At 69.1% G+C, this 21,816-nt stretch carries 12 protein-coding genes and 3 rRNA genes; 10 read left to right on the top strand and 5 right to left on the bottom strand.

All coding sequences use genetic code 11. The annotated features are described in order from the left end of the window. The first annotated feature begins 481 nt into the window (after window positions 1-481). The 3 genes from O7619_RS26730 to rrf all read left to right on the top strand — a co-directional run bounded on the left by O7619_RS26730 (window position 482) and on the right by rrf (window position 5,688). Window positions 482-1,996 (top strand): 16S ribosomal RNA (locus tag O7619_RS26730). 378 nt (window positions 1,997-2,374) lie between these two features. Further along, window positions 2,375-5,484: ribosomal RNA gene (locus tag O7619_RS26725) — 23S ribosomal RNA — on the top strand. 87 nt (window positions 5,485-5,571) lie between these two features. Next, a 5S ribosomal RNA gene (gene rrf / locus O7619_RS26720) occupies window positions 5,572-5,688 on the top strand. The 16S, 23S and 5S rRNA genes sit together here, the layout of an rRNA operon. 57 nt (window positions 5,689-5,745) lie before the next feature. On the opposite strand, the gene O7619_RS26715 is transcribed toward rrf, so the two are convergent. Continuing rightward, window positions 5,746-6,426: a hypothetical protein gene (locus O7619_RS26715; protein WP_282284130.1), complete on the bottom strand. Its 681-nt coding sequence runs from the start codon at window positions 6,424-6,426 to the stop codon at window positions 5,746-5,748. A gap of 69 nt (window positions 6,427-6,495) precedes the next feature. Here O7619_RS26715 and O7619_RS26710 point away from each other — a divergent pair, with 69 nt between their 5' ends. The 3 genes from O7619_RS26710 to O7619_RS26700 are packed head-to-tail and all read left to right on the top strand — an operon-like array spanning window position 6,496 to window position 10,825. After that, window positions 6,496-9,114 carry a valine--tRNA ligase gene (locus tag O7619_RS26710; protein ID WP_282284129.1) on the top strand — a complete coding sequence of 873 codons (2,619 nt, stop codon included), beginning with the start codon at window positions 6,496-6,498 and terminating at the stop codon, window positions 9,112-9,114. After that, window positions 9,111-10,454, top strand: a complete 1,344-nt coding sequence (locus O7619_RS26705) for a folylpolyglutamate synthase/dihydrofolate synthase family protein (protein ID WP_282284127.1) — start codon at window positions 9,111-9,113, stop codon at window positions 10,452-10,454. The genes O7619_RS26710 and O7619_RS26705 overlap by 4 nt, the downstream gene beginning before the upstream one ends. Next, window positions 10,451-10,825, top strand: coding sequence for a DUF4233 domain-containing protein (locus O7619_RS26700; RefSeq protein WP_282284126.1), 375 nt, complete (start codon window positions 10,451-10,453; stop codon window positions 10,823-10,825). The genes O7619_RS26705 and O7619_RS26700 overlap by 4 nt, the downstream gene beginning before the upstream one ends. A gap of 69 nt (window positions 10,826-10,894) precedes the next feature. On the opposite strand, the gene O7619_RS26695 is transcribed toward O7619_RS26700, so the two are convergent. Beyond that, on the bottom strand, window positions 10,895-12,148 hold the full coding sequence (locus tag O7619_RS26695; RefSeq protein WP_282284125.1) for a VOC family protein: 1,254 nt from the start codon (window positions 12,146-12,148) through the stop codon (window positions 10,895-10,897). A gap of 143 nt (window positions 12,149-12,291) precedes the next feature. Between O7619_RS26695 and ndk the strand changes: the two genes are divergently transcribed. After that, a complete protein-coding gene (ndk, locus tag O7619_RS26690) occupies window positions 12,292-12,717 on the top strand; it encodes a nucleoside-diphosphate kinase (RefSeq protein WP_282284124.1) in 426 nt (141 codons plus the stop codon). An 8-nt stretch (window positions 12,718-12,725) separates the two neighbouring features. On the opposite strand, the gene sigJ is transcribed toward ndk, so the two are convergent. Continuing rightward, complete coding sequence (sigJ, locus tag O7619_RS26685; RefSeq protein ID WP_282284123.1) at window positions 12,726-13,658, bottom strand: RNA polymerase sigma factor SigJ; 933 nt, start codon at window positions 13,656-13,658, stop codon at window positions 12,726-12,728. After that, window positions 13,607-14,050, bottom strand: coding sequence for a carboxymuconolactone decarboxylase family protein (locus tag O7619_RS26680; protein ID WP_282284122.1), 444 nt, complete (start codon window positions 14,048-14,050; stop codon window positions 13,607-13,609). The genes sigJ and O7619_RS26680 overlap by 52 nt, the downstream gene beginning before the upstream one ends. Window positions 14,051-14,244: 194 nt before the next feature. Between O7619_RS26680 and O7619_RS26675 the strand changes: the two genes are divergently transcribed. The 3 genes from O7619_RS26675 (at window position 14,245) to O7619_RS26665 (ending at window position 20,126) form a co-directional block, all read left to right on the top strand. Then, on the top strand, window positions 14,245-15,804 hold the full coding sequence (locus O7619_RS26675) for an alkaline phosphatase D family protein (RefSeq protein ID WP_282284121.1): 1,560 nt from the start codon (window positions 14,245-14,247) through the stop codon (window positions 15,802-15,804). Window positions 15,805-16,136: 332 nt separating this feature from the next. After that, a complete protein-coding gene (ileS, locus tag O7619_RS26670) occupies window positions 16,137-19,292 on the top strand; it encodes an isoleucine--tRNA ligase (protein WP_282284120.1) in 3,156 nt (1,051 codons plus the stop codon). Between the two features lie 153 nt (window positions 19,293-19,445). Continuing rightward, entirely contained in the window at window positions 19,446-20,126 is a 681-nt protein-coding gene (locus tag O7619_RS26665) for a lysophospholipid acyltransferase family protein (protein ID WP_282284119.1), read from the top strand. 8 nt (window positions 20,127-20,134) lie between these two features. Here O7619_RS26665 and O7619_RS26660 read toward each other — a convergent pair whose 3' ends face one another. Then, window positions 20,135-21,688: a hypothetical protein gene (locus O7619_RS26660; RefSeq protein ID WP_282284118.1), complete on the bottom strand. Its 1,554-nt coding sequence runs from the start codon at window positions 21,686-21,688 to the stop codon at window positions 20,135-20,137. Window positions 21,689-21,816: the final 128 nt, after the last annotated feature.

Genomic DNA, 21,816 nt, shown 5'->3' with positions numbered 1-21,816 from the left:
ACGGGCACCAGGTTGGTGGCGGTCACGCCGAGCCAGGCTGGGGTTTCGGGCGGTGCAGGAAGACTCCGGAGACACGGGGTTGCGAATGCGAAGCCGGCCGGGTAGAGTTCGAAAGCCGGCAGGGAGCCGGGCGGGTTGCTGCGAAAGCGGCGCCGGCCGGTCCGCCGCAAACCACGACAGCAACGACCACCGGAGACGGTGAGCGTCAGCGTGGGTCGACTCGAACCAAGTTGATCGCCTCAAACATGAGGTTGACAGCGAATTTCGAGACGGGTAAGTTCGAGAGGTTGCCCCAAACGGGGGTTCTACGGTGTAGGGCTTCTGGTTGGTGTGTGGTTGTTCTTTGAGAACTCAACAGGGTGCTTGATAAGCCAGTGCCAATTGTTTTATACCCCGTGCTGGTGGCTGTCTTCGGATGGTTGCTGGTGGGGATTCCTTTGGCAACATTTTGTTGTCAGGACATTGTGTCCAACGAAAGTTTTTGTTGGAGAGTTTGATCCTGGCTCAGGACGAACGCTGGCGGCGTGCTTAACACATGCAAGTCGAGCGGAAAGGCCCTTCGGGGTACTCGAGCGGCGAACGGGTGAGTAACACGTGAGCAACCTGCCCTAGGCTTTGGGATAACCCCGGGAAACCGGGGCTAATACCGGATATGACCACATGTCGCATGGTGTGTGGTGGAAAGTTTTTCGGCCTGGGATGGGCTCGCGGCCTATCAGCTTGTTGGTGGGGTGATGGCCTACCAAGGCGACGACGGGTAGCCGGCCTGAGAGGGCGACCGGCCACACTGGGACTGAGACACGGCCCAGACTCCTACGGGAGGCAGCAGTGGGGAATATTGCACAATGGGCGGAAGCCTGATGCAGCGACGCCGCGTGAGGGATGACGGCCTTCGGGTTGTAAACCTCTTTCAGCAGGGACGAAGCGGAAGTGACGGTACCTGCAGAAGAAGCGCCGGCCAACTACGTGCCAGCAGCCGCGGTAAGACGTAGGGCGCGAGCGTTGTCCGGATTTATTGGGCGTAAAGAGCTCGTAGGCGGCTTGTCGCGTCGACCGTGAAAACCTGGGGCTCAACCCCAGGCCTGCGGTCGATACGGGCAGGCTAGAGTTCGGTAGGGGAGACTGGAATTCCTGGTGTAGCGGTGAAATGCGCAGATATCAGGAGGAACACCGGTGGCGAAGGCGGGTCTCTGGGCCGATACTGACGCTGAGGAGCGAAAGCGTGGGGAGCGAACAGGATTAGATACCCTGGTAGTCCACGCTGTAAACGTTGGGCGCTAGGTGTGGGGGGCCTCTCCGGTTCTCTGTGCCGCAGCTAACGCATTAAGCGCCCCGCCTGGGGAGTACGGCCGCAAGGCTAAAACTCAAAGGAATTGACGGGGGCCCGCACAAGCGGCGGAGCATGCGGATTAATTCGATGCAACGCGAAGAACCTTACCTGGGTTTGACATGGCCGCAAAACTTGCAGAGATGTAAGGTCCTTCGGGGGCGGTCACAGGTGGTGCATGGCTGTCGTCAGCTCGTGTCGTGAGATGTTGGGTTAAGTCCCGCAACGAGCGCAACCCTCGTTCGATGTTGCCAGCGCGTTATGGCGGGGACTCATCGAAGACTGCCGGGGTCAACTCGGAGGAAGGTGGGGATGACGTCAAGTCATCATGCCCCTTATGTCCAGGGCTTCACGCATGCTACAATGGCCGGTACAATGGGCTGCGATACCGTGAGGTGGAGCGAATCCCAAAAAGCCGGTCTCAGTTCGGATCGGGGTCTGCAACTCGACCCCGTGAAGTCGGAGTCGCTAGTAATCGCAGATCAGCAACGCTGCGGTGAATACGTTCCCGGGCCTTGTACACACCGCCCGTCACGTCACGAAAGTCGGCAACACCCGAAGCCGGTGGCCCAACCCTTGTGGAGGGAGCCGTCGAAGGTGGGGCTGGCGATTGGGACGAAGTCGTAACAAGGTAGCCGTACCGGAAGGTGCGGCTGGATCACCTCCTTTCTAAGGAGCACCATCCAGCGAAGGCTGGTATGGAGCCCGCGACCTGCGAATGTCGGGTCGGGGTGCTCGAATGGCGGAGACACTGGTGAGTTTTTCCTCGGCAACGGCCGGGATCCTTCTAGTACTGCTGACTTTCGGGTTGGTGTGGAGCGGAGTCCTGGTGCGGCTGGGGGAGGGCGGAGAGCACCCTGTTGGGTCCTGAAGGAACAACCGTTGGTTGTTTTCTTCGGAGCTGATGTCCGAGGTGATGCCTCGGGTTGGCGCCAGGCATGGCCTGGTCTCGCAAACCGTGATCCCGGTGGGGGTTGTAGGTGTGGGGCTGTGGGTTGTGGGTTGGTTGTTTGTTGAGAATTGCACAGTGGACGCGAGCATCTTTGTGGTCAAGTTGTCAAGGGCGAACGGTGGATGCCTTGGCACCAGGAGCCGATGAAGGACGTGGGAGGCCGCGATAGGCCTGGGGGAGCTGTCAACCAAGCTGTGATCCCAGGGTGTCCGAATGGGGGAACCCGGCATCAGTCATGTGATGTCACCCGCACCTGAACACATAGGGTGTGTGGGGGGAACGCGGGGAAGTGAAACATCTCAGTACCCGTAGGAAGAGAAAACAAATAGTGATTCCGTGAGTAGTGGCGAGCGAAAGCGGATTGAGGCTAAACCGGCTGCGTGTGATACCTGTCAGGGGTTGCGTGGTCGGGGTTGTGGGACCCTGCTGATTGTGCTGACACACAGTCGAGAAGTTACAAAGCTAGTGGTTAGTCGAACAGTCTGGAATGGCTGACCGTAGACGGTGATAGTCCGGTAGGTGAAAGCTGCTGGTCTTCTGTGGGTGTTCCCGAGTAGCGGCGGACTCCTGAAATCTGCCGTGAATCTGCCAGGACCACCTGGTAAGCCTAAATACTTCCTGGTGACCGATAGCGGACGAGTACCGTGAGGGAATGGTGAAAAGTACCCCGGGAGGGGAGTGAAATAGTACCTGAAACCGTTCGCCTACAATCCGTCGGAGCCTTACGGGGTGACGGCGTGCCTTTTGAAGAATGAGCCTGCGAGTTAGTGGCATGTGGCGAGGTTAACCCGTGTGGGGGAGCCGTAGCGAAAGCGAGTCTGAATAGGGCGCTCTTGAGTCGCATGCTCTAGACCCGAAGCGGAGTGATCTAGCCATGGGCAGGCTGAAGCGCGGGTAAGACCGCGTGGAGGGCCGAACCCACCAACGTTGAAAAGTTGGGGGATGACCTGTGGTTAGGGGTGAAAGGCCAATCAAACTCCGTGATAGCTGGTTCTCCCCGAAATGCATTTAGGTGCAGCGTCGCGTGTTTCTTGCCGGAGGTAGAGCACTGGATGGTCTAGGGGGCCCACAAGCTTACCGAAATCAGCCAAACTCCGAATGCCGGTAAGTGAGAGCGCGGCAGTGAGACTGCGGGGGATAAGCTTCGTAGTCGAGAGGGAAACAGCCCAGATCACCAGCTAAGGCCCCTAAGCGTGTGCTAAGTGGAAAAGGATGTGGGGTCGCATAGACAACCAGGAGGTTGGCTTAGAAGCAGCCACCCTTTAAAGAGTGCGTAATAGCTCACTGGTCAAGTGGTTCCGCGCCGACAATGTAGCGGGGCTCAAGCACACCGCCGAAGCTGTGGCATTCACACTTTACCTCGTGCCTCCTTGATGGGGTGTGCAGGTGTGTGGGTGGGTAGGGGAGCGTCGTGCCGGGGGTGAAGCGACGGGGTGACCTAGTTGTGGACACGGCACGAGTGAGAATGCAGGCATGAGTAGCGAAAGAAGGGTGAGAAACCCTTCCGCCGGATGACCAAGGGTTCCAGGGCCAGGCTAATCCGCCCTGGGTGAGTCGGGACCTAAGGCGAGGCCGAGAGGCGTAGTCGATGGACAACGGGTTGATATTCCCGTACCCGCGAAAGAGCGACCCTGACGAACCTCGTTGTGCTAACCACCCAAACCATCCACGACCTTCGGGTTGAGGGTGGGGAGCGTGGGAACCTGGCGGGTAGTAGTCAAGCGATGGGGTGACGCAGGAAGGTAGCTGATCCCGGCCGGTGGTTGTGCCGGGGTAAGCGTGTAGGCCGACGTGTAGGTAAATCCGCACGTCATATGGGCTGAGACGTGATGCCGAGCCGATTCAGGTGAAGTCAGTGATCCTATGCTGCCGAGAAAAGCCTCTAGCGAGTTCTGAGCGGCCCGTACCCCAAACCGACACAGGTGGTCAGGTAGAGAATACCGAGGCGATCGGGCGAACTGTGGTTAAGGAACTCGGCAAATTGCCCCCGTAACTTAGGGAGAAGGGGGGCCGGAGACGTGAAGCCCCGCGCGGGTGGAGCGTTGTATGGCCGCAGAGAGCAGGGGGAAGCGACTGTTTACTAAAAACACAGGTCCATGCGAAGAAGTAATTCGATGTATATGGACTGACGCCTGCCCGGTGCTGGAACGTTAAGGGGACCTGTTAGCCCGCAAGGGCGAAGCGGAGAACTTAAGCGCCAGTAAACGGCGGTGGTAACTATAACCATCCTAAGGTAGCGAAATTCCTTGTCGGGTAAGTTCCGACCTGCACGAATGGCGTAACGACTTCCCCACTGTCTCAACCACAGGCCCGGCGAAATTGCAGTACGAGTAAAGATGCTCGTTACGCGCGGCAGGACGGAAAGACCCCGGGACCTTTACTATAGCTTGACATTGGTATCTGAATTAGCTTGTGTAGGATAGGTGGGAGCCGGTGAAGCCTATACGCCAGTATGGGTGGAGGCAATCTTGAAATACCACTCTGGTTGATTTGGGTATCTAACTTCGGACCGTTATCCGGTTCAGGGACAGTGTCTGGTGGGTAGTTTAACTGGGGCGGTTGCCTCCTAAAGGGTAACGGAGGCGCCCAAAGGTTCCCTCAGCCTGGTTGGCAATCAGGTGTTGAGTGCAAGTGCACAAGGGAGCTTGACTGTGAGACTGACAGGTCGAGCAGGGACGAAAGTCGGGACTAGTGATCCGGCACTGGCATGTGGAAGCGGTGTCGCTCAACGGATAAAAGGTACCCCGGGGATAACAGGCTGATCTTCCCCAAGAGTCCATATCGACGGGATGGTTTGGCACCTCGATGTCGGCTCGTCGCATCCTGGGGCTGTAGCAGGTCCCAAGGGTTGGGCTGTTCGCCCATTAAAGCGGTACGCGAGCTGGGTTTAGAACGTCGTGAGACAGTTCGGTCCCTATCCGCCGTGCGCGTAGGATACTTGAGAAGGGCTGTCCCTAGTACGAGAGGACCGGGACGGACGAACCTCTGGTGTGCCAGTTGTCCCGCCAGGGGCACGGCTGGTTAGCTACGTTCGGAAGGGATAACCGCTGAAAGCATCTAAGCGGGAAGCTCGCTTCAAGATGAGGTATCCCACCCACATTTGTGGGGTAAGGCCCCCAGCTAGACGACTGGGTTGATAGGCCGGAAATGTAAGCCCGGTAACGGGTTCAGTTGACCGGTACTAATAGGCCGAGGACTTGACTACCAAGCTGCTACGCGTCCACTGTGCAACTCTGAACAAACACCAAACCCGCGCGCGTGTGTGGGTGGTTGGTTGATATGTTCATAGAGTTACGGCGGTCATGGCGGAGGGGAAACGCCCGGTAACATTCCGAACCCGGAAGCTAAGCCCTCCAGCGCCGATGGTACTGCACTCGGGAGGGTGTGGGAGAGTAGGACACCGCCGGACAATCTTTCAGTTCAGGGCCACCCCCACGGGGTGGCCCTGAACTGCGTTTCCGGCCCCTCACGAACGGCGCTGGACGCCTTCGCGGATCTCACGGAACAGCGTCGCCGCCTCGTCGACCGGGCGGCCGGGGAGCATGGCCATCGCCACGCTCCCGTGGTCCGCCCAGCCGCACACCGCGAAGTCGCCGCCGTCGCCGGTCGTCGTGCCGCACTTCATCACGCCACCGAGCCGGCCGGCGTCGACCTCGCGCACGCCGGCCACCTTGCCGGTCTCGTCGGCCATCAGGTCGAAGAGCGTGTCCAGGTCCCGTTCCGGCTGCCAGAGCAGGGTGGTCCCGCCGAACAGCAGCACCGACCGTTTCGCGTCCGCCGGGTCGGTGTAGACCGTACCGATGCTGTGGTCCAGCTCGATGTCGGCGGCGAAGCCGTCGCGCAGGTATTCGGCGGTGCTGCGGGCCCGTTCGCTGTCGTCGCGGGTGAACCCGGCCACGGCGTCCGGTTGGGTGAGCTGGGTGTCCTTCTCTTTCGCGACCCCCCAGCCGGCCAGGCCGAGCGCGCCGGCACCGGCGAGACCGACCGCCAGGGCGGCGGCCAGCACGATCTTCCGGCGCCGGGAGACGGGTCGGACTTCGGGCTCCAGCGCGGGGTCGCGGCGGCTCAGCCGGATCGGCTCGTTGGTCAGCTCGACCGGACCGTCACCCCCGTCGACCGGCCGCTCGGTGAGATGCGCGTCGGACATGTCCGCCACCGTACGCGAATCACAGGTGGCGCACGTCGGGTCCCGGAAAGCGCTCCGTAGACTTTCAGGGTGACCGAGAGACTGGACGCCCGACGCCCCGACGCCCCGACCCTTGCCGGCCAGTACCAGCCCGGCGAGGTAGAGCAGCGACGGTACGAGCAGTGGGTAGCCGGCGGGCACTTCCGGGCGTCGGCGGACAGCGACAAACCGCCGTTCACCATCGTCATCCCGCCGCCCAACGTCACCGGGTCGCTGCACATGGGCCACGCGTTCGAGCACACGCTGATGGACGCGCTCACCAGGCGCAAGCGGATGCTGGGCTACGAGGCGCTCTGGCTGCCCGGCATGGACCACGCCGGCATCGCCACCCAGAACCTGGTCGAGCGGCAGCTCGCCGGTGAGGGGCTGTCCCGGCACGACCTCGGCCGGGAGAAGTTCGTCGAGCGGGTGTGGCAGTGGAAGGCCGAGTCCGGCGGCGCGATCCTCGGCCAGATGCGCCGGCTCGGCGACGCGGTCGACTGGGACCGCGAACGCTTCACCATGGACGAGGGCCTGTCCCGGGCCGTGCAGACCATGTTCAAGAAGCTGTTCGACGACGGCCTGATCTACCGCGCCAACCGGATCATCAACTGGTGTCCGCGCTGCCTGACCGCGCTCTCCGACATCGAGGTGGAGCACACCGACGACGAGGGCGAGCTGGTCTCGATCCGCTACGGCGACGAGGTCGTGGTGGCCACCACCCGGGCCGAGACGATGCTCGGTGACACCGCGGTCGCGGTGCACCCGGAGGACGAGCGCTACCAGCACCTGATCGGCACCGAGGTGGCGCTGCCGCTGACCGACCGGCGGATCCCGATCGTCGCGGACGAGCACGTCGACCCGGCCTTCGGCACCGGCATGGTCAAGGTGACGCCGGCGCACGACCCGAACGACTTCGAGATCGGCCAGCGGCACGACCTGCCCTCGCTGACGATCATGGACGAGCGCGGCGTCATCACCGCGCCCGGTCCGTTCCAGGGCCTGGACCGGTACGAGGCCCGCCCGGCGATCGTGGCGGCGCTGCGCGAGCAGGGCCGGATCGTGGCCGAGAAGCGGCCGTACCTGCACGCGGTGGGGCACTGCTCGCGGTGCAAGACGACTGTCGAGCCGCGGTTGTCGCTCCAGTGGTTCGTCAACACCGCGCCGCTGGCGAAGGCGGCCGGCGACGCGGTGCGCGACGGCCGGGTGAAGGTCGAGCCGGCGGAGCTGGCCAAGCGCTACTTCGCCTGGGTCGACAACATGCACGACTGGTGCATCTCCCGCCAGTTGTGGTGGGGACACCGCATCCCGGTCTGGTACGGCCCGGCCGGCGAGATCGTCTGCGTCGGCCCGGACGAGGCGCCGCCGACCGGCGACGGCTGGCGGCAGGACGAGGACGTCCTCGACACCTGGTTCTCCAGCGGCCTGTGGCCGTTCTCCACCCTCGGCTGGCCGGAGCAGACCCCCGACCTGGCGAAGTTCTATCCGACGAGCGTGCTGGTCACCGGCTACGACATCCTGTTCTTCTGGGTCGCCCGGATGATGATGTTCGGCCTGTACGCGATGGACGGCGTCCAGCCGTTCGACGTGGTGGCGCTGCACGGCATGGTCCGCGACGAGCACGGCAAGAAGATGTCGAAGTCGTTCGGCAACGTGGTCGACCCGCTCGACTGGATCGACAGGTTCGGCGCCGACGCCACCCGGTTCACGTTGGCCCGGGGCGCCAACCCCGGTCAGGACGTGCCGGTCAGCGAGGAGTGGTGCCAGGGCTCCCGCAACTTCTGCAACAAGCTCTGGAACGCCACCCGGTTCGCGCTGCTCAACGGCGCGCACACCGACGGCCCGCCGCCGGTGGCCGGTGACCTGTCGACGGTGGACAGGTGGATCCTGTCCCGGCTGGCGCACGTCACCGCGGAGGTGGACGAGCAGTTCGAGGCGTACGAGTTCGCGAAGGTCTGTGATCTGCTCTACCACTTCGCCTGGGACGACGTCTGCGACTGGTACGTCGAGTTGAGCAAGCCGGTGCTCGCCGAGGGCGGGCCGGCGGCGGACGCCACCCGACGGGTGCTGGGGCACGTGCTGGACCAGCTCCTGCGGCTGCTGCATCCGGTGATCCCGTTCGTCACCGACGAGCTGTGGACCGCGCTGAGCGGCGCGGAGACGCTGCTGCGGACGGACTGGCCGGTGGCCGACCGTACCGGCATCGACGACGCCGCGGAGGCGGAGGTCGCCACGTTGCAGCGGGTGGTGACCGAGGTCCGGCGGTTCCGGTCGGACCAGGGGCTGCGGCCGACGCAGCGGGTCGCCGCCCGGCTCGACGGCCTGGCCGGCGCGGGCATCGCGGCGCACGAGCCGCTGGTCCGGTCGCTGGCCCGGCTCGACGCGCCCGGCGACGACTTCCAGGCCGCCGCGACGCTTGCCATGCCCGGCGAGGTCAGTGTCGCGCTCGACACCCGCGGCGCGATCGACGTGGCCGCCGAGCGGGCCCGGCTCACGAAGGACCGGGCGGCGGCGGAGAAGGAGGCCACCCAGGCGCGGGCCAAGCTGGGCAATCCGGCATTCGTCGGCAAGGCGCCGGAGCCGGTGGTCGCGAAGATCCGCGAGCGGCTGGCGGTGGCCGAGGCGGACCTGGTCCGGATCGACGCCGCGTTGGAGGCACTGCCCTCGTGAGTGACCGCACCGATCACGCCGCGTTCGCCGAGGTGGAGGCCGGGCTCAACGCGCGCGGCTTCACCCGGATGCGGTTCGAGCTGGAGAAGATCGAGAGCCTGCTCGACCTGCTCGGCAGCCCGCAGCGGGCGTACCCGTCGATCCACCTGACCGGCACCAACGGCAAGACCTCGACGGCCCGGATGATCGACTCACTGTTGCGGGCGTTCGGGCTGCACACCGGGCGCTACACCAGCCCGCACCTGGAGACCGTGCGGGAGCGGATCAGCCTGGACGGCGAGCCGGTGAGCGAGGAGCGGTTCGTGGCCACGTACCGCGAGATCGCGCCGTTGGCCGAGTTGGTCGACCAGCGGTCGGCCGAGCCGCTGACGTACTTCGACCTGACCACGGCGCTGGCGTTCGCCACGTTCGCCGACGCCCCGGTCGACGTCGCGGTGGTGGAGGTGGGGTTGGGCGGCGCGGAGGACGCGACGAACGTGATCCAGGCCGGCGTCGCCGTGATCACCCCGATCGGGCTGGACCACACCGAGTGGCTGGGCGACACGATCGAGGACATCGCGCTGCACAAGGCGGGCATCATCCACCCCGGCGCCACCGTGATCGCGGCGGCGCAGGAGGAGGAGGCGGCCCGGCCGATCCTGGAACGCTGCGCCGAGGTCAACGCCACCGTCGCCCGGGAGGGCGCCGAGTTCGGGGTGCTGCGCCGGGCGGTCGCCGTCGGCGGCCAGGTGTTGAGCATCCAGGGCCTGGGCGGGGTGTACGAGGAGGTGTTCCTCCCGTTGCACGGCGCGCACCAGGCGCAGAACGCGGCCGTGGCGCTGGCCGCGGTGGAGGCGTTCCTGGGCGCCGGCGCACGGCGGCAGCTCGACATCGAGGCGGTCCGGGAGGGCTTCGCCGCGACCAGCTCACCGGGCCGGCTGGAGCGGGTGCGCACCGCCCCCACGGTGCTGCTCGACGGCGCGCACAACCCGCACGGGATGGCCGCCACGGTCACCGCGTTGCAGGAGGAGTTCGCGTTCAGCAAGCTCGTCGGCGTGCTGGCCGTGCTCGGCGACAAGGACGCCGCCAGCCTGCTCGAACTGCTCGAACCGGTGCTCGACACGGTCGTGGTCGCGGCGAACAGCTCACCCCGGGCCATGCCCGTCGACGAGTTGGCCGAGCTGGCCCGGGAGGTCTTCGGCCCGGACCGGGTGCAGGTGGCCCGGGACATGCCGGACGCCATCGAGGCGGCCGTGGCCGAGGCCGAGTCCGACGTGCCGGGTGAGCTGGCCGGCGTGGGCGTGCTGATCACCGGTTCGGTGGTGACCGTGGCCGACGCCCGCCGGCTGTTCAAGCGATGACCGGCCCGTCGCCGGAGGGCTCGGGCGGCCCGCGCCGCTCCGGGTTGCGCAACCCCGACAAGGCGGTACGCGGTCTGGGCGCCGGCACGCTCGCGCTGGAGGCCCTTGTGCTGCTGCTGGCCATCCAGCCGATCCGGGTGGTCGGCGGCGACCTGGGCGGCGCCGCGATCGGCGCGATCGTCGCGCTGGCGGTGGCCTGCGTGGTCTTGGCCGGGATGATGCGCCGTGGCTGGGCGTGGCACGCGGGCACCGTGGTGCAGGGCCTGTTGCTGCTCTCCGGGCTGCTGCACTGGTCGCTGTTCGTGCTCGGGGTGATCTTCGCGCTGGTGTGGGCGTACGCGTGGCACGTGCGGCGGGTCATTCTCGGCTGAGCGCCGCGGTTGTTAAGCGGGGCCCCTTCCTATCGCCCAGGCGTTAAGAAGGGGCCCCTCCTTGCATCTTCAGGCGTCGGCGAGGGAGCGCCACTGGGTGAGTGCGACGCCGTGACCGTCGGGGTCGCGGAAGGCGGCGGCCCACACCTCCAGCTTGGTGCCCCGGTTGACCACGCGCGGGGCGTACGTGAAGCGCACGCCGCCCTCCCGCAGTCGCTCGTACGCCGCCTGGATGTCGTCGACCTCCAGGTTGACGTGCACCAGCCGGCGGCTGATCGGGGCGGCCCCGGTGACCCGGCGCAGCACCAGCCGGGTCGGCCCGGAACCGAGCACGGCGTTCCCCTCGCCCCGGTCCAACTCGTCGAAGCCCAGCTCGCGGTAGAAGTCGAGGGACCGGTCCAGGTCGGTGACGAGCAGGGTGATGCCGACGCCGCTGATCGGGCTGGCCAGATCGTCCGGCTCGGCGTCGCCGGCCGGGCCGAAGATCGCCTCGTCCAGCTCCTGCGGGGTGGGCGGCGCGTCCGGCTCCGGGGCGTCGAGCGGCACGTCGATCGACTCCACCGGCACGGTGTCGGGGGCCTGTTCCTCGGTCGGCGGGCGGGGCGACGGCGCGCGTCGGGGGAGCCGGCCGACCGGGATCGGATCGACCAACTGCCCCTCCAACACGACCGGGCCGCCGGGGCGCTGCTGGCGCATCACCACCGGCCCGCGCTCCTCGGGTTGGCGCGGGACGTCGGCCGGCAGGGGGTCCGGCGCGGGCGGGTAGTCGTCGCGGAAGTCGTCCTCCGGGGCGCGTCCGGCCCACGGCGGGGCCTCCTGCCCGATGAGCGTCTCGTCGAGCGGGTCCGCCTCGGCGTACTCGGGGGGCAGGTCGGCGGGCGTGCCGGCGCTCTCGGCGTGGGTGGGCACCTCGTCCCAGAGCACCCGGACGTGGCGCTGGTCGTCGAGGGCCACCCGGACGGGCAGCGCCTGGCCGAGCGAGGGCCACTTGGCGACCGGCACCCGAGGCTCGATGATCTTCTTGGAGCGGGGCGGCAGCCCCGGGGCGTCGATCACCAGTTGCAGCTCGCAGCGGCCGAACGCGTACTGGCTCGGTGGTTCGGAGGCGCTGTGCACGTGCCCCAGGCCGACCACCCAGGTGCGCCCGCCGCCGCGCACCATGGCCAGGGCGACCGCCAGCACCAGCAACGCGACGCCGAGCGCCACGATCGCCCAACTGGTCATGCCGAGCCCGAACAGGGTCACGAAGGTGGCCACGGTGCCCAGCACCGCGCCGATCAGTTTGCGTACCGGCGCGATGGTGCGGTTCCCGCCATTCGCCACAGTGGACCTCCCAGGGGTTCCAGGGCCAGGCTAGGCCGCCGCGGCGGGCCAGGGAAGACGCAGCCGCCGCGCCGGCGCCGGGACCGGGTCGCTACGCTGACCGTACCCAGCCCAGCCGGTTTGAGCGCACAGGAGGCAACAGCGTGTCCAGCAGCAGCCCGGACGAGCGGACGCTCGTACTGATCAAGCCCGACGCGGTGCGCCGTGGTCTGGTGGGCGAGATCCTGTCCCGGTTCGAGCGCAAGGGCCTGCGGATCGACGCGCTGGTGAACCGGACCATGGACGGCGACTTCGCCGACCAGCACTACGCCGAGCACGTCGACAAGCCGTTCTACCCGCCGCTGAAGACGTTCATGACCGGCGGCCCGCTGGTGGCGCTGGTGCTCTCCGGCGACCAGGTGATCGACGTGGTCCGCGGGATGATCGGCAGCACCGACGGCCGCAAGGCCGCCGCCGGCACCATCCGCGGCGACCTGTCCCTGTCGAACCGGGAGAACCTGGTGCACGCCTCCGACTCGGTCGACAGCGCCAAACGCGAGATCGCCCTCTGGTTCCCCGAGCTGGGCTGACTCCTCCCTCAGCCGCCGATCCGGGTCAGCTTGTCGGGGTTGCCGACCAGGTAGAGGCCGGTGATCCGGCCGCCGGCGGCGGCGACGCCGAGGGTGTACCGGATGCCGCTCGGCCAGCTCAGCAGCAGCGCGGGCGCACCGTTGAGCTCCACCGGCGTGGCCCGCACCCCGGGGCGGCGGCGGCCGTACACGCCGGCGAAGAAACGGGCGATCCGGTCCGCGCCGTACACCGGGTTCCGGGCCGCGCGGATCCGTCCGCCGCCGTCGGACCAGGCGGTGGCGTCGGCCGCGACCAGGTCGGTCAGCCGGGCTAGGTCGCCGTCGCGGGCGGCGGCGAGGAACGCGTCGAGCAGCCGCCGCTGCTCGGCCGGGTCCGCGGTGAAGCGCCGCCGCTCCCCGGCGAGCCGGGACGCCGCGCGGTGGTGCAACTGGCGGCAGTCCGCCGCCGACCGGTCCAGGATCTCGCCGACCTCCGCGTACGGCAGGGCGAACGCGGTGTGCAGCACGTACACCGCCCGCTCCGGCGGGGTGAGTCGCTCCAGCAGGTGCAGCAGGGCGGTGGAGACCGTCTCCCGCAGCTCGACGGTCTCCAGCGGCCCGAACGGCGACGGGTCGGTGGGGACTGGTTCGGGCAGCCACGGGCCGACGTACGTCTCCCGGGTGGCCTGGCGGGCGCGGAGCCGGTCCAGCGCCAGCCGGGTCACCACCCGGGACAGGTACCGGCGCGGCTCGGCGACCGTGTCGCGGTCGACGTCGAGCCAGCGCAGGTACGTCTCCTGGAGCACGTCCTCGGCGTCGTGCAGGCTGCCCAGCAGCCGGTACGCCAGCCCGAGCAGCATCGGCCGGTGCGCGGTGAGCGCACCGGCCGCCTCCGTCGCGCCGATCGCGGTCACACCTCGCGCGGCGGCTCGGTCCGGCTGCTGATCACGATCCGGTTCCACACGTTGATTGTGGCGATCGCGATGACCAGGTCGGCCAGTTCCCGCTCCGACCAGACCTTCGCGGCGGCGTCCCACACCTCGTCCGGCACGCCGTGTTCGCCGAGCCGGGTGACCGCGTCGGTCAGGGCCAGCGCGGTCCGCTCCCGCTCGTCGAAGAACGACGGGGCCTCCCGCCAGGCGGACAGGGCGAAGAGCCGCCGGCTGTCCTCCCCGTTGGCGAGCGCCTCCCGGGTGTGCATGTCCACGCAGAACGCGCAGCCGTTGAGCATCGACGCCCGCACCTTCACCAGCTCCAACACGGTGTGGTCCAGGTTGCCCCGGATGTACGTCTCCAGCCCGCGCACCGCCGCGTACGCCTCCGGCGCCACCGCCGCCAGGTTGATCCGGCTCATTCGTTGCCTCCCTCGTGTCGTCCGTACGTGGGCACGACGGATCCCGGCCCGGCCGGTGTGACGGCGCGGCGGTGTGACGGTCGTCATGGCGAGGTCTGGACAGCCGTCGTTGACGTGCCGGCCACCTCGGTCCGCGTCACCGGTCATGTCCGGCCGGTAGACCGGGCTGGCGACTTCGCCCAACGGGAGGATCAATGACCCACATCGACCGACGTACGCTGCTCCGCGCCGGCCTGGTCGCCGGCGCGGGAGCCGCCGGCGGCGCGCTGCTCGGCGCGCCCGGCGCGCCCGCCGCCCCCGGATGGCGGCCCAGCGGCCGGCCGCTGCTCACCCACGGCGTGCAGAGCGGCGACGTGACCGCCGACTCGGCGCTGGTCTGGACCCGGGCGGACCGGCCCGGCCGGATGCTGGTCGAGGTGGGCCGCCGGCCCGACCTGCGCGGCGCGCGGCTGGTGCGCGGCCCGGTGGTCGACCCAACCGGTGACTTCACCGGCAAGGTCCGGCTGCGCGGCCTGCCGTCCGGCGAGCGGCTGCACTACCGGGTGCGGGTGGAGAGCCTGGACCGGCACGGGGCGGACAGCGCGCCGCTGACCGGTTCGTTCACCACCGCGCCGGGGCGGCACCAGCGGCGGGACGTGCGGTTCGTCTGGACCGGCGACATCGTCGGGCAGGGCTGGGGGATCAGCCCGGACTTCGACGGCCTGGCCATCTTCCGGGCGATGCGCGAGCGCCGCCCGGACTTCTTCCTGTGCAGCGGCGACACCGTGTACGCGGACGGCCCGCTGACCGAGCGGGTCACGCTGCCCGACGGCCGGCCCTGGCGCAACCTGGTGACCGCGGAGAAGAGCAAGGTCGCCGAGACGCTTGCCGAGTACCGCGGGCAGTTCGCGTACAACCTGCTCGACGAGCACCTGCGGGCGTTCGCCGCGCAGGTGCCGCAGGTCAACCAGTGGGACGACCACGAGGTGCTGAACAACTGGTACCCGGGGGAGATCCTGGTCGACGACCGCTACACCGAGAAGCGGGTGGACGTGCTGGCGACCCGGGCCCGGCAGGCGTTCCACGAGTGGCTGCCGGTGCGCGACGGCGGGCCGCTGTACCGCCGGCTGTCGTACGGGCCGCTGCTCGACGTGTTCGTGCTGGACATGCGCACCTACAAGGATCCGAACGACGGCAACACGTACGCCGACCCGGCGCGCGGCCTGCTCGGCCGGGCGCAGCGGGAGTGGCTGGTCCGGGAGCTGAAGGCGTCCCGGGCCACCTGGAAGGTGATCGCCAACGACCTGCCGATCGGCCTGGTGGTGCCGGACGGTCCGGGCGCCCAGGAGGGCGTGGCGCAGGGCGACCCGGGCGTGCCGGCCGGGCGCGAGCTGGAGTTCGCCGAGGTGCTGCGCTCGGCGCACCGGGCCGGTGTGACCGGCCTGGTGTTCCTCACCGCCGACGTGCACTACACGGCCGCCCACCACTACGACCCGGCGCGCGCCGCGGTGGGGGACTTCAGCCCGTTCTGGGAGTTCGTCTCCGGCCCGGCGCACGCCGGCGCGTTCGGGCCGAACGCGCTCGACGGCACGTTCGGCCCGCGGGCCGTCTTCGTGCACGCGCCGCCGGTCGCGAACACCTCCCCGGCCGAGGGCTTCCAGCACTTCGGCGAGGTGGAGATCGACGCCGAGACGGCGGCTCTCACGGTGCACCTCCGCGACCGCACCGGCGCGTCCCTCTGGACCACCACGCTCCCGGCGCCCACCCGCCGCTGAGGTGTTAAGCGGGGCCCCTTCCTCTACCGAATGCGTTAAGAAGGGGCCCCTCCTTACTCGGAGGCGGAGGGGGTGAGGGAGCGGGTAAGCTTGGGCGTACAGGCGACGACCCGGCCATCACCGGTGAGCCTCCGGAAGAACAGCCGGGCAACCGGCCCAGTAGAACCGGACGGGACGGCCCGTCACAGCCGACAAATGAGCGGGCGGTCGATCCTGACCGCCAAGCGGGGTGGTACCGCGGGCCAACCCGGGGGAGCCGACACGGCCGACCCGGTGAGGTTCGTCCTCGCAGACCCACCGACGAGTGAGCTGCGCGAGGAGAGCGACCCCCGATGGCCTATCCGTTGCACGACCCGGCCGGCGCCGGCGTCCCGGCGAGCCCGGACCTGCCCGCGGTCGAGCGCCGGGTGCTGGAGCACTGGACCGCCGACAAGACCTTCGAAGCGTCCGTGGAAGCCAGGCCGACCGGCCAGGACGGCAAGAACGAGTACGTCTTCTACGACGGCCCGCCGTTCGCCAACGGCCTGCCGCACTACGGCCACCTCTTCACCGGGTACGTGAAGGACGTGGTGCCGCGCTACCAGACGATGCGCGGGCGGCACGTGGAGCGCCGGTTCGGCTGGGACTGCCACGGCCTGCCGGCCGAGGTGGTGGCCGAGAAGCAGCTCGGCATCACCACCAAGGCGGAGATCCTCGACCTCGGCGTGGCCCGGTTCAACGACGCCTGCCGGGCCAGCGTGCTGGAGTTCACCCAGGACTGGGAGCGCTACGTCACCCGGCAGGCCCGCTGGGTGGACTTCGACAACGACTACAAGACGCTCGACCTGGACTACATGGAAAGCGTCATGTGGGCCTTCAAGACCCTGCACGACAAGGGCCTGGTCTACGAGGGCTTCCGGGTGCTGGCGTACTGCTGGCGGTGCGAGACCCCGCTGTCGAACACCGAGACCCGGATGGACGACGTCTACCGGGACCGGCACGACCCGACCCTGACGGTGTGGTTCGAGCTGACCGCCGACGAGAACGCGCCGGAACTCGTCCGGGGCCCGGTGAACCTCGGCGTCTGGACCACCACCCCGTGGACGCTGCCGTCGAACCTGGCGCTCGCCGTCGGCCCCGACATCCGGTACGCGGTGCTGGAGCGCGACGGGCAGCGGTTCGTGGTCGGGGAGTCCCGCCTCGGCGCGTACGCCAAGGAGTTGGAGGGATACGAGCAGGTCGGCTGGGTGACCGGCAAGGCCCTCGTCGGGCGTCGCTACACGCCGCTCTACGACTTCCTGGTCGAGCCGGCCGGGCCGAACGCCTACCAGGTGCTCGGCGCGGAGTTCGTCACCACCGAGGACGGCACCGGGATCGTCCACCTGGCGCCGGCCTTCGGTGAGGACGACCAGAACACCTGCAACGCGGCCGGCATCCCGACCGTCGTCACGGTGGACGACCACACCCGGTTCACCGCGCTGGTCCCGCCCTATCAGGGCGAGCAGGTCTTCGACGTCAACAAGCCGGTGATCCGGGAGCTGAAGGAGCGGGGGGTGGTGCTGCGGCAGGACGTCTACACCCACTCGTACCCGCACTGCTGGCGCTGCGACACCCCACTGGTCTACAAGGCGGTGTCGTCGTGGTTCGTCGCGGTGACGCGGTTCCGGGACCGGATGGTCGAGCTGAACCAGCAGATCAACTGGACGCCGGGGCACATCAAGGACGGCTCGTTCGGCAAGTGGCTCGCCAACGCCCGGGACTGGTCGATCAGCCGGAACCGGTTCTGGGGCTCGCCGATCCCGGTGTGGCGCTCCGACGACCCGAACTATCCGCGCGTCGACGTGTACGGGTCGCTCGACGAGATCGAGCGGGACTTCGGCGTACGCCTGACCGACCTGCACCGGCCGGCGGTGGACGACCTGGTCCGCCCCAACCCGGACGACCCGACGGGCAAGGCGATGATGCGCCGGGTGCCGGAGGTGCTGGACTGCTGGTTCGAGTCCGGCTCGATGCCGTTCGCCCAGGTGCACTACCCGTTCGAGAACGCGGACTGGTTCGAGCACCACTACCCGGGTGACTTCATCGTCGAGTACATCGGGCAGACCCGTGGCTGGTTCTACACCATGCACGTGCTGGCCACCGCGTTGTTCGACCGACCGGCGTTCCGCAACTGCCTGAGCCACGGCATCCTGCTCGGCTCCGACGGGCGCAAGATGTCCAAGAGCCTGAAGAACTATCCGGACGTCTACCACGTGTTCGACTCCTACGGGTCGGACGCGATGCGGTGGATGCTGATGTCGTCGCCGGTGCTGCGCGGCGGGGACATGGCGGTCACCGAGACGCTGATCCGGGACGCGGTGCGGCAGGTGCTGCTGCCGCTGTGGAACGTCTGGTACTTCTTCACGCTCTACGCCAACGCGGACGGTCACACCGCGCGTCGTCGTACCGACTCCACCAACGTGCTCGACCGGTACGTGCTGGCGAAGACGAACGAGCTGGTGGCGACCGCCGGCGCGCAGATGGACGCCTACGACATCTCCGGCGCGTGCGCGACCGTCCGGTCCTACCTGGACGCGCTCACCAACTGGTACGTGCGCCGCTCGCGGGACCGGTTCTGGGCCGGCGACGCGGACGCGTTCGACACGCTCTGGACCGTGCTGGAGACGCTCTGCCGGGTGGTGGCGCCGCTGGCGCCGCTGACCGCGGAGGAGATCTGGCGTGGGCTGACCGGCGAGCGGTCGGTGCACCTGACCGACTGGCCGTCCGCCGACGAGTTCCCGGCCGACCACGGGCTGGTCTCCGCGATGGACAACGTCCGGGCGGTCGCCTCGGCGGCGCTGTCCCTGCGCAAGGCGAAGGGCCTGCGGGTCCGGCTGCCGCTGCCGACGCTGACCGTGGCGTCGCCGGTCGCCGACCAGCTCCGGCCGTTCGCCGACCTGGTCGCCGACGAGGTCAACGTGAAGGAGGTCGTCCTCACCGGCGAGGTGGCGGCCTACTGCCAGCAGGTGCTGACCGTGGTGCCGCGGGCGCTCGGCCCGCGCGTCGGCAAGAAGGTCCAGCAGGTGATCAAGGCGGTCAAGGCGGGTGAGTGGGAGCTGCGCGACGGTGCCCCGGTCGCCGCCGGGGTCACCCTGGCCGAGGGCGAGTACGAGCTGCGCCTGGTCGCCGCGGACGCGGAGCACTCCGCCCCGCTGCCCGGTGGTGAGGGCGTGGTCGTGCTGGACACCGAGGTCACGCCGGAACTGGCCGCCGAGGGGCTGGCCCGGGACGTGGTCCGGGTGGTCCAGCAGGCCCGCCGCGACGCCGACCTGGACGTCTCCGACCGGATCACGGTGGCGGTCTCCGCGTCCGAGGAGGTGCGCGCGGCGGTGGCCACGTACGGCGACTTCGTGGCGCGGGAGGTGCTGGCCGAGAGCGTCGACGTCGCTTCCGGCTCCGCCGACCTCGACGGCTTCGCCGGCGAGGTCGGCGACGGCGAGCGCGTGGTGGTCACCGTCCGCCGGGTGTAAGGAGGGGCCCCTGCTTAACGCATTCGGTAGAGGAGGGGCCCCCGCTTAACCGGGCGCACCGAGCGGGTGGACTGCGGGCCACCCGCTCGGCCGCGGGTGACGGCGTCGGCTACCGTGACAGCGCCTGTTTCGCGTACGACCGCCGGAGGACCCGTGCCCCTGCTCTACACCATCGGCAAGCTCACCGTGGCGCCCGCGCTCCGGTTGGCCTTCCGGCCGCACGCGGAGGGGTTGGAGCACATCCCGGCGACCGGCGGCGCGATCTTCGCGGGCAACCACCTCTCCGTCGCCGACGAACTGCTGCTCGGCACCGTGGTCCCCCGACACCTGGCGTTCTGGGCCAAGTCGGAATACTTCAGCGGCACCGGCCTCAAGGGCGGCTTCTCCAAGTTCGTCCTCACCGGGCTGGGCGCGATCCCGGTCGAGCGGGGCGGCGGGCGGGCGGCGCTCTCCGCGTTCGACGCCGCGATCCCGGTGCTCAAGGCCGGTGACCTGGTCGCCGTCTACCCGGAGGGCACCCGCTCCCCGGACGGCCGGCTCTATCGCGGTCGCACCGGCGCGACCCGGCTGGCGGTGGCCGCCGGGGTGCCGATCATCCCGGTCGGCGTGACCGGCACCGACAAGGCCCAGCCGATCGGGACCCGGGTGCCCCGCCCCGGCCGCGCCAAGATCACCATCAAGTTCGGCAAGCCGATCGACTTCACCGGCCGGCCCGACGACCGCGCGTCGCTGCGGACCATGACCGACGAGCTGATGGCCGAGATCCAGAAGCTCACCGGCCAGGAGTACGTGCCGCGCTACGCCCCGAAGCGCAGCGAGCAGCCGCCGGCCTGACCCGCCGCTCAGGACTGCTTCGGGACCACCACCTGCTGGCGCAACTCGTTCAGCAGCCGGCCGCTGTCATCCACGGACAGCCGGGTGAACACACCGGTGGTCAGGCTGCCGTGGTCGACCGACGTGCACACCACCACCGTGTCGCCGTCCGCCCGGCCGACCGCGCAGCGCTCGTAGCGGCCCCGGACACCGGTGTCCACGGCCACCGAGGGTTGTAGCTCGTAGTCGCCGGCCAGGCGCTTCAGCTCGGCCTCGGCGTCGGACTCCGGGCTGAACCGCAGGCCGGTGCTGCCGAAGAGGGTCACCCGCTTGCCGTCGTTCGTGGCGTAGATGCCGGCGAACGTGTCCTCGGCGAGCAGGTGCGCCTGGCGTACCTGGCCCTTCAGCTTCTCGGCGTCGGCCCGGCTGCGTTCGTCCTGACGCAGCCGCATCGAGTCGATCCGGTCGGGGAGGCTGGCGCTGGCCGGATACTGGCTGGACAGCGGCTGGACCCACCAGAGCGGGACGCCGCAGCAGCAGGCCACGGTGAGCAGCAGCACCCAGGGCCAGCGGCGTCGTCGGCGTACCGGCACCGGCACATACCCCTTGGGGGCCCGCCACCCGGGCGGCGGCGCGGCCGGTGGCGCGGTCTTCCTCCGACGCTGCTTCGGCGGCCGGGCCGGGCCGACCGGGCCCGGCGGCGGGGTGTGCGCCGGCGGTGACACCGGCCGCGTGGCCGGCAGACCAGGGTACGGCGGGTTGTGCGCCGGTGGTGCTACCGGCGGACCCGGGTACGGCGGGGTGTGCGCGGGCGGTGACACCGGGTGGGCGGGCTGCGGCGCCGGGTGCGTCGGCACCGGCCAGGGCATGGTGTACGGCGTCGTCGCCGGCAGCTCCGGCAACTCGGTGGAGGGCAGGTTCCACCCGGTGGTGTCCACCCCGGCCCACGGGTCGACCGGCGTGGCGTGCTCGGGCGAGTCGATCGGTGGCACCGGCGTGGGCTCGGCGGACTCGCCCCAGCCGCGGCGGCGTGCCGGCGGGGGCGGGACCGGGGCGGAGCCGCTCCAGCGGGGTGCCTGGGGCTCCACGCGGGTGGGCGGTGGCGCGTCCTCGACCCGGGTGGGGTCGACGGCGGGCGGAGCCGGTGTGACGGGGGCGGGCACGCTGGCGGAGCCGCGGGCGCGACCCGTGCGGGCGGCCGGCTCGGTGCCGGGGCCCTCGGCCGCCTCCACGCCGGTCGTCGCCGCAGCCGTCTCCGCCGTCGCTGCCTGCTCGGGCTGCTCGGGCGCGTCGGCGTCCTTCGTCGCGGACGGCGTGTCCTCCGTCGTCGACGGCGCGTCGGGTGCCGGCGGCGCGTCGTCCGTCGTCGACGGCGCGTCGGGTGCCGAGGGCGCGCTCTCCGTCCTCGACGGCACGTCGGTCGCGGCCGGCACGTCGGGTGCCGACGGCGCGGTGGCGTCCTCGGCGTCGGCCGGTGTCGGTACGACGGTCGGCGGCTCGGTGACGGTCGGCTCCTCGGCCCCGTCGGCCGGCCGGCCCGCCCCCGGCTGCGGCTGCGGCATCGCGGCAATCTCCTCTCGCACCCGTTGCGAGGTTAGTACCGCCCCGCCACCGGCCACGAATCGCCGACTGATGATCAAGGAGTTCGGGCCGGTGGCGGGTGGGCGGGGACGACAACTCCTTGATCACCCGAACGGATGCCGCCGGAAGG

This window comes from Micromonospora sp. WMMD998, from assembly GCF_029581235.1.
Classification (GTDB): Bacteria; Actinomycetota; Actinomycetes; order Mycobacteriales; family Micromonosporaceae; genus Micromonospora.
This window is presented reverse-complemented; position numbering and strand designations above follow the sequence as displayed.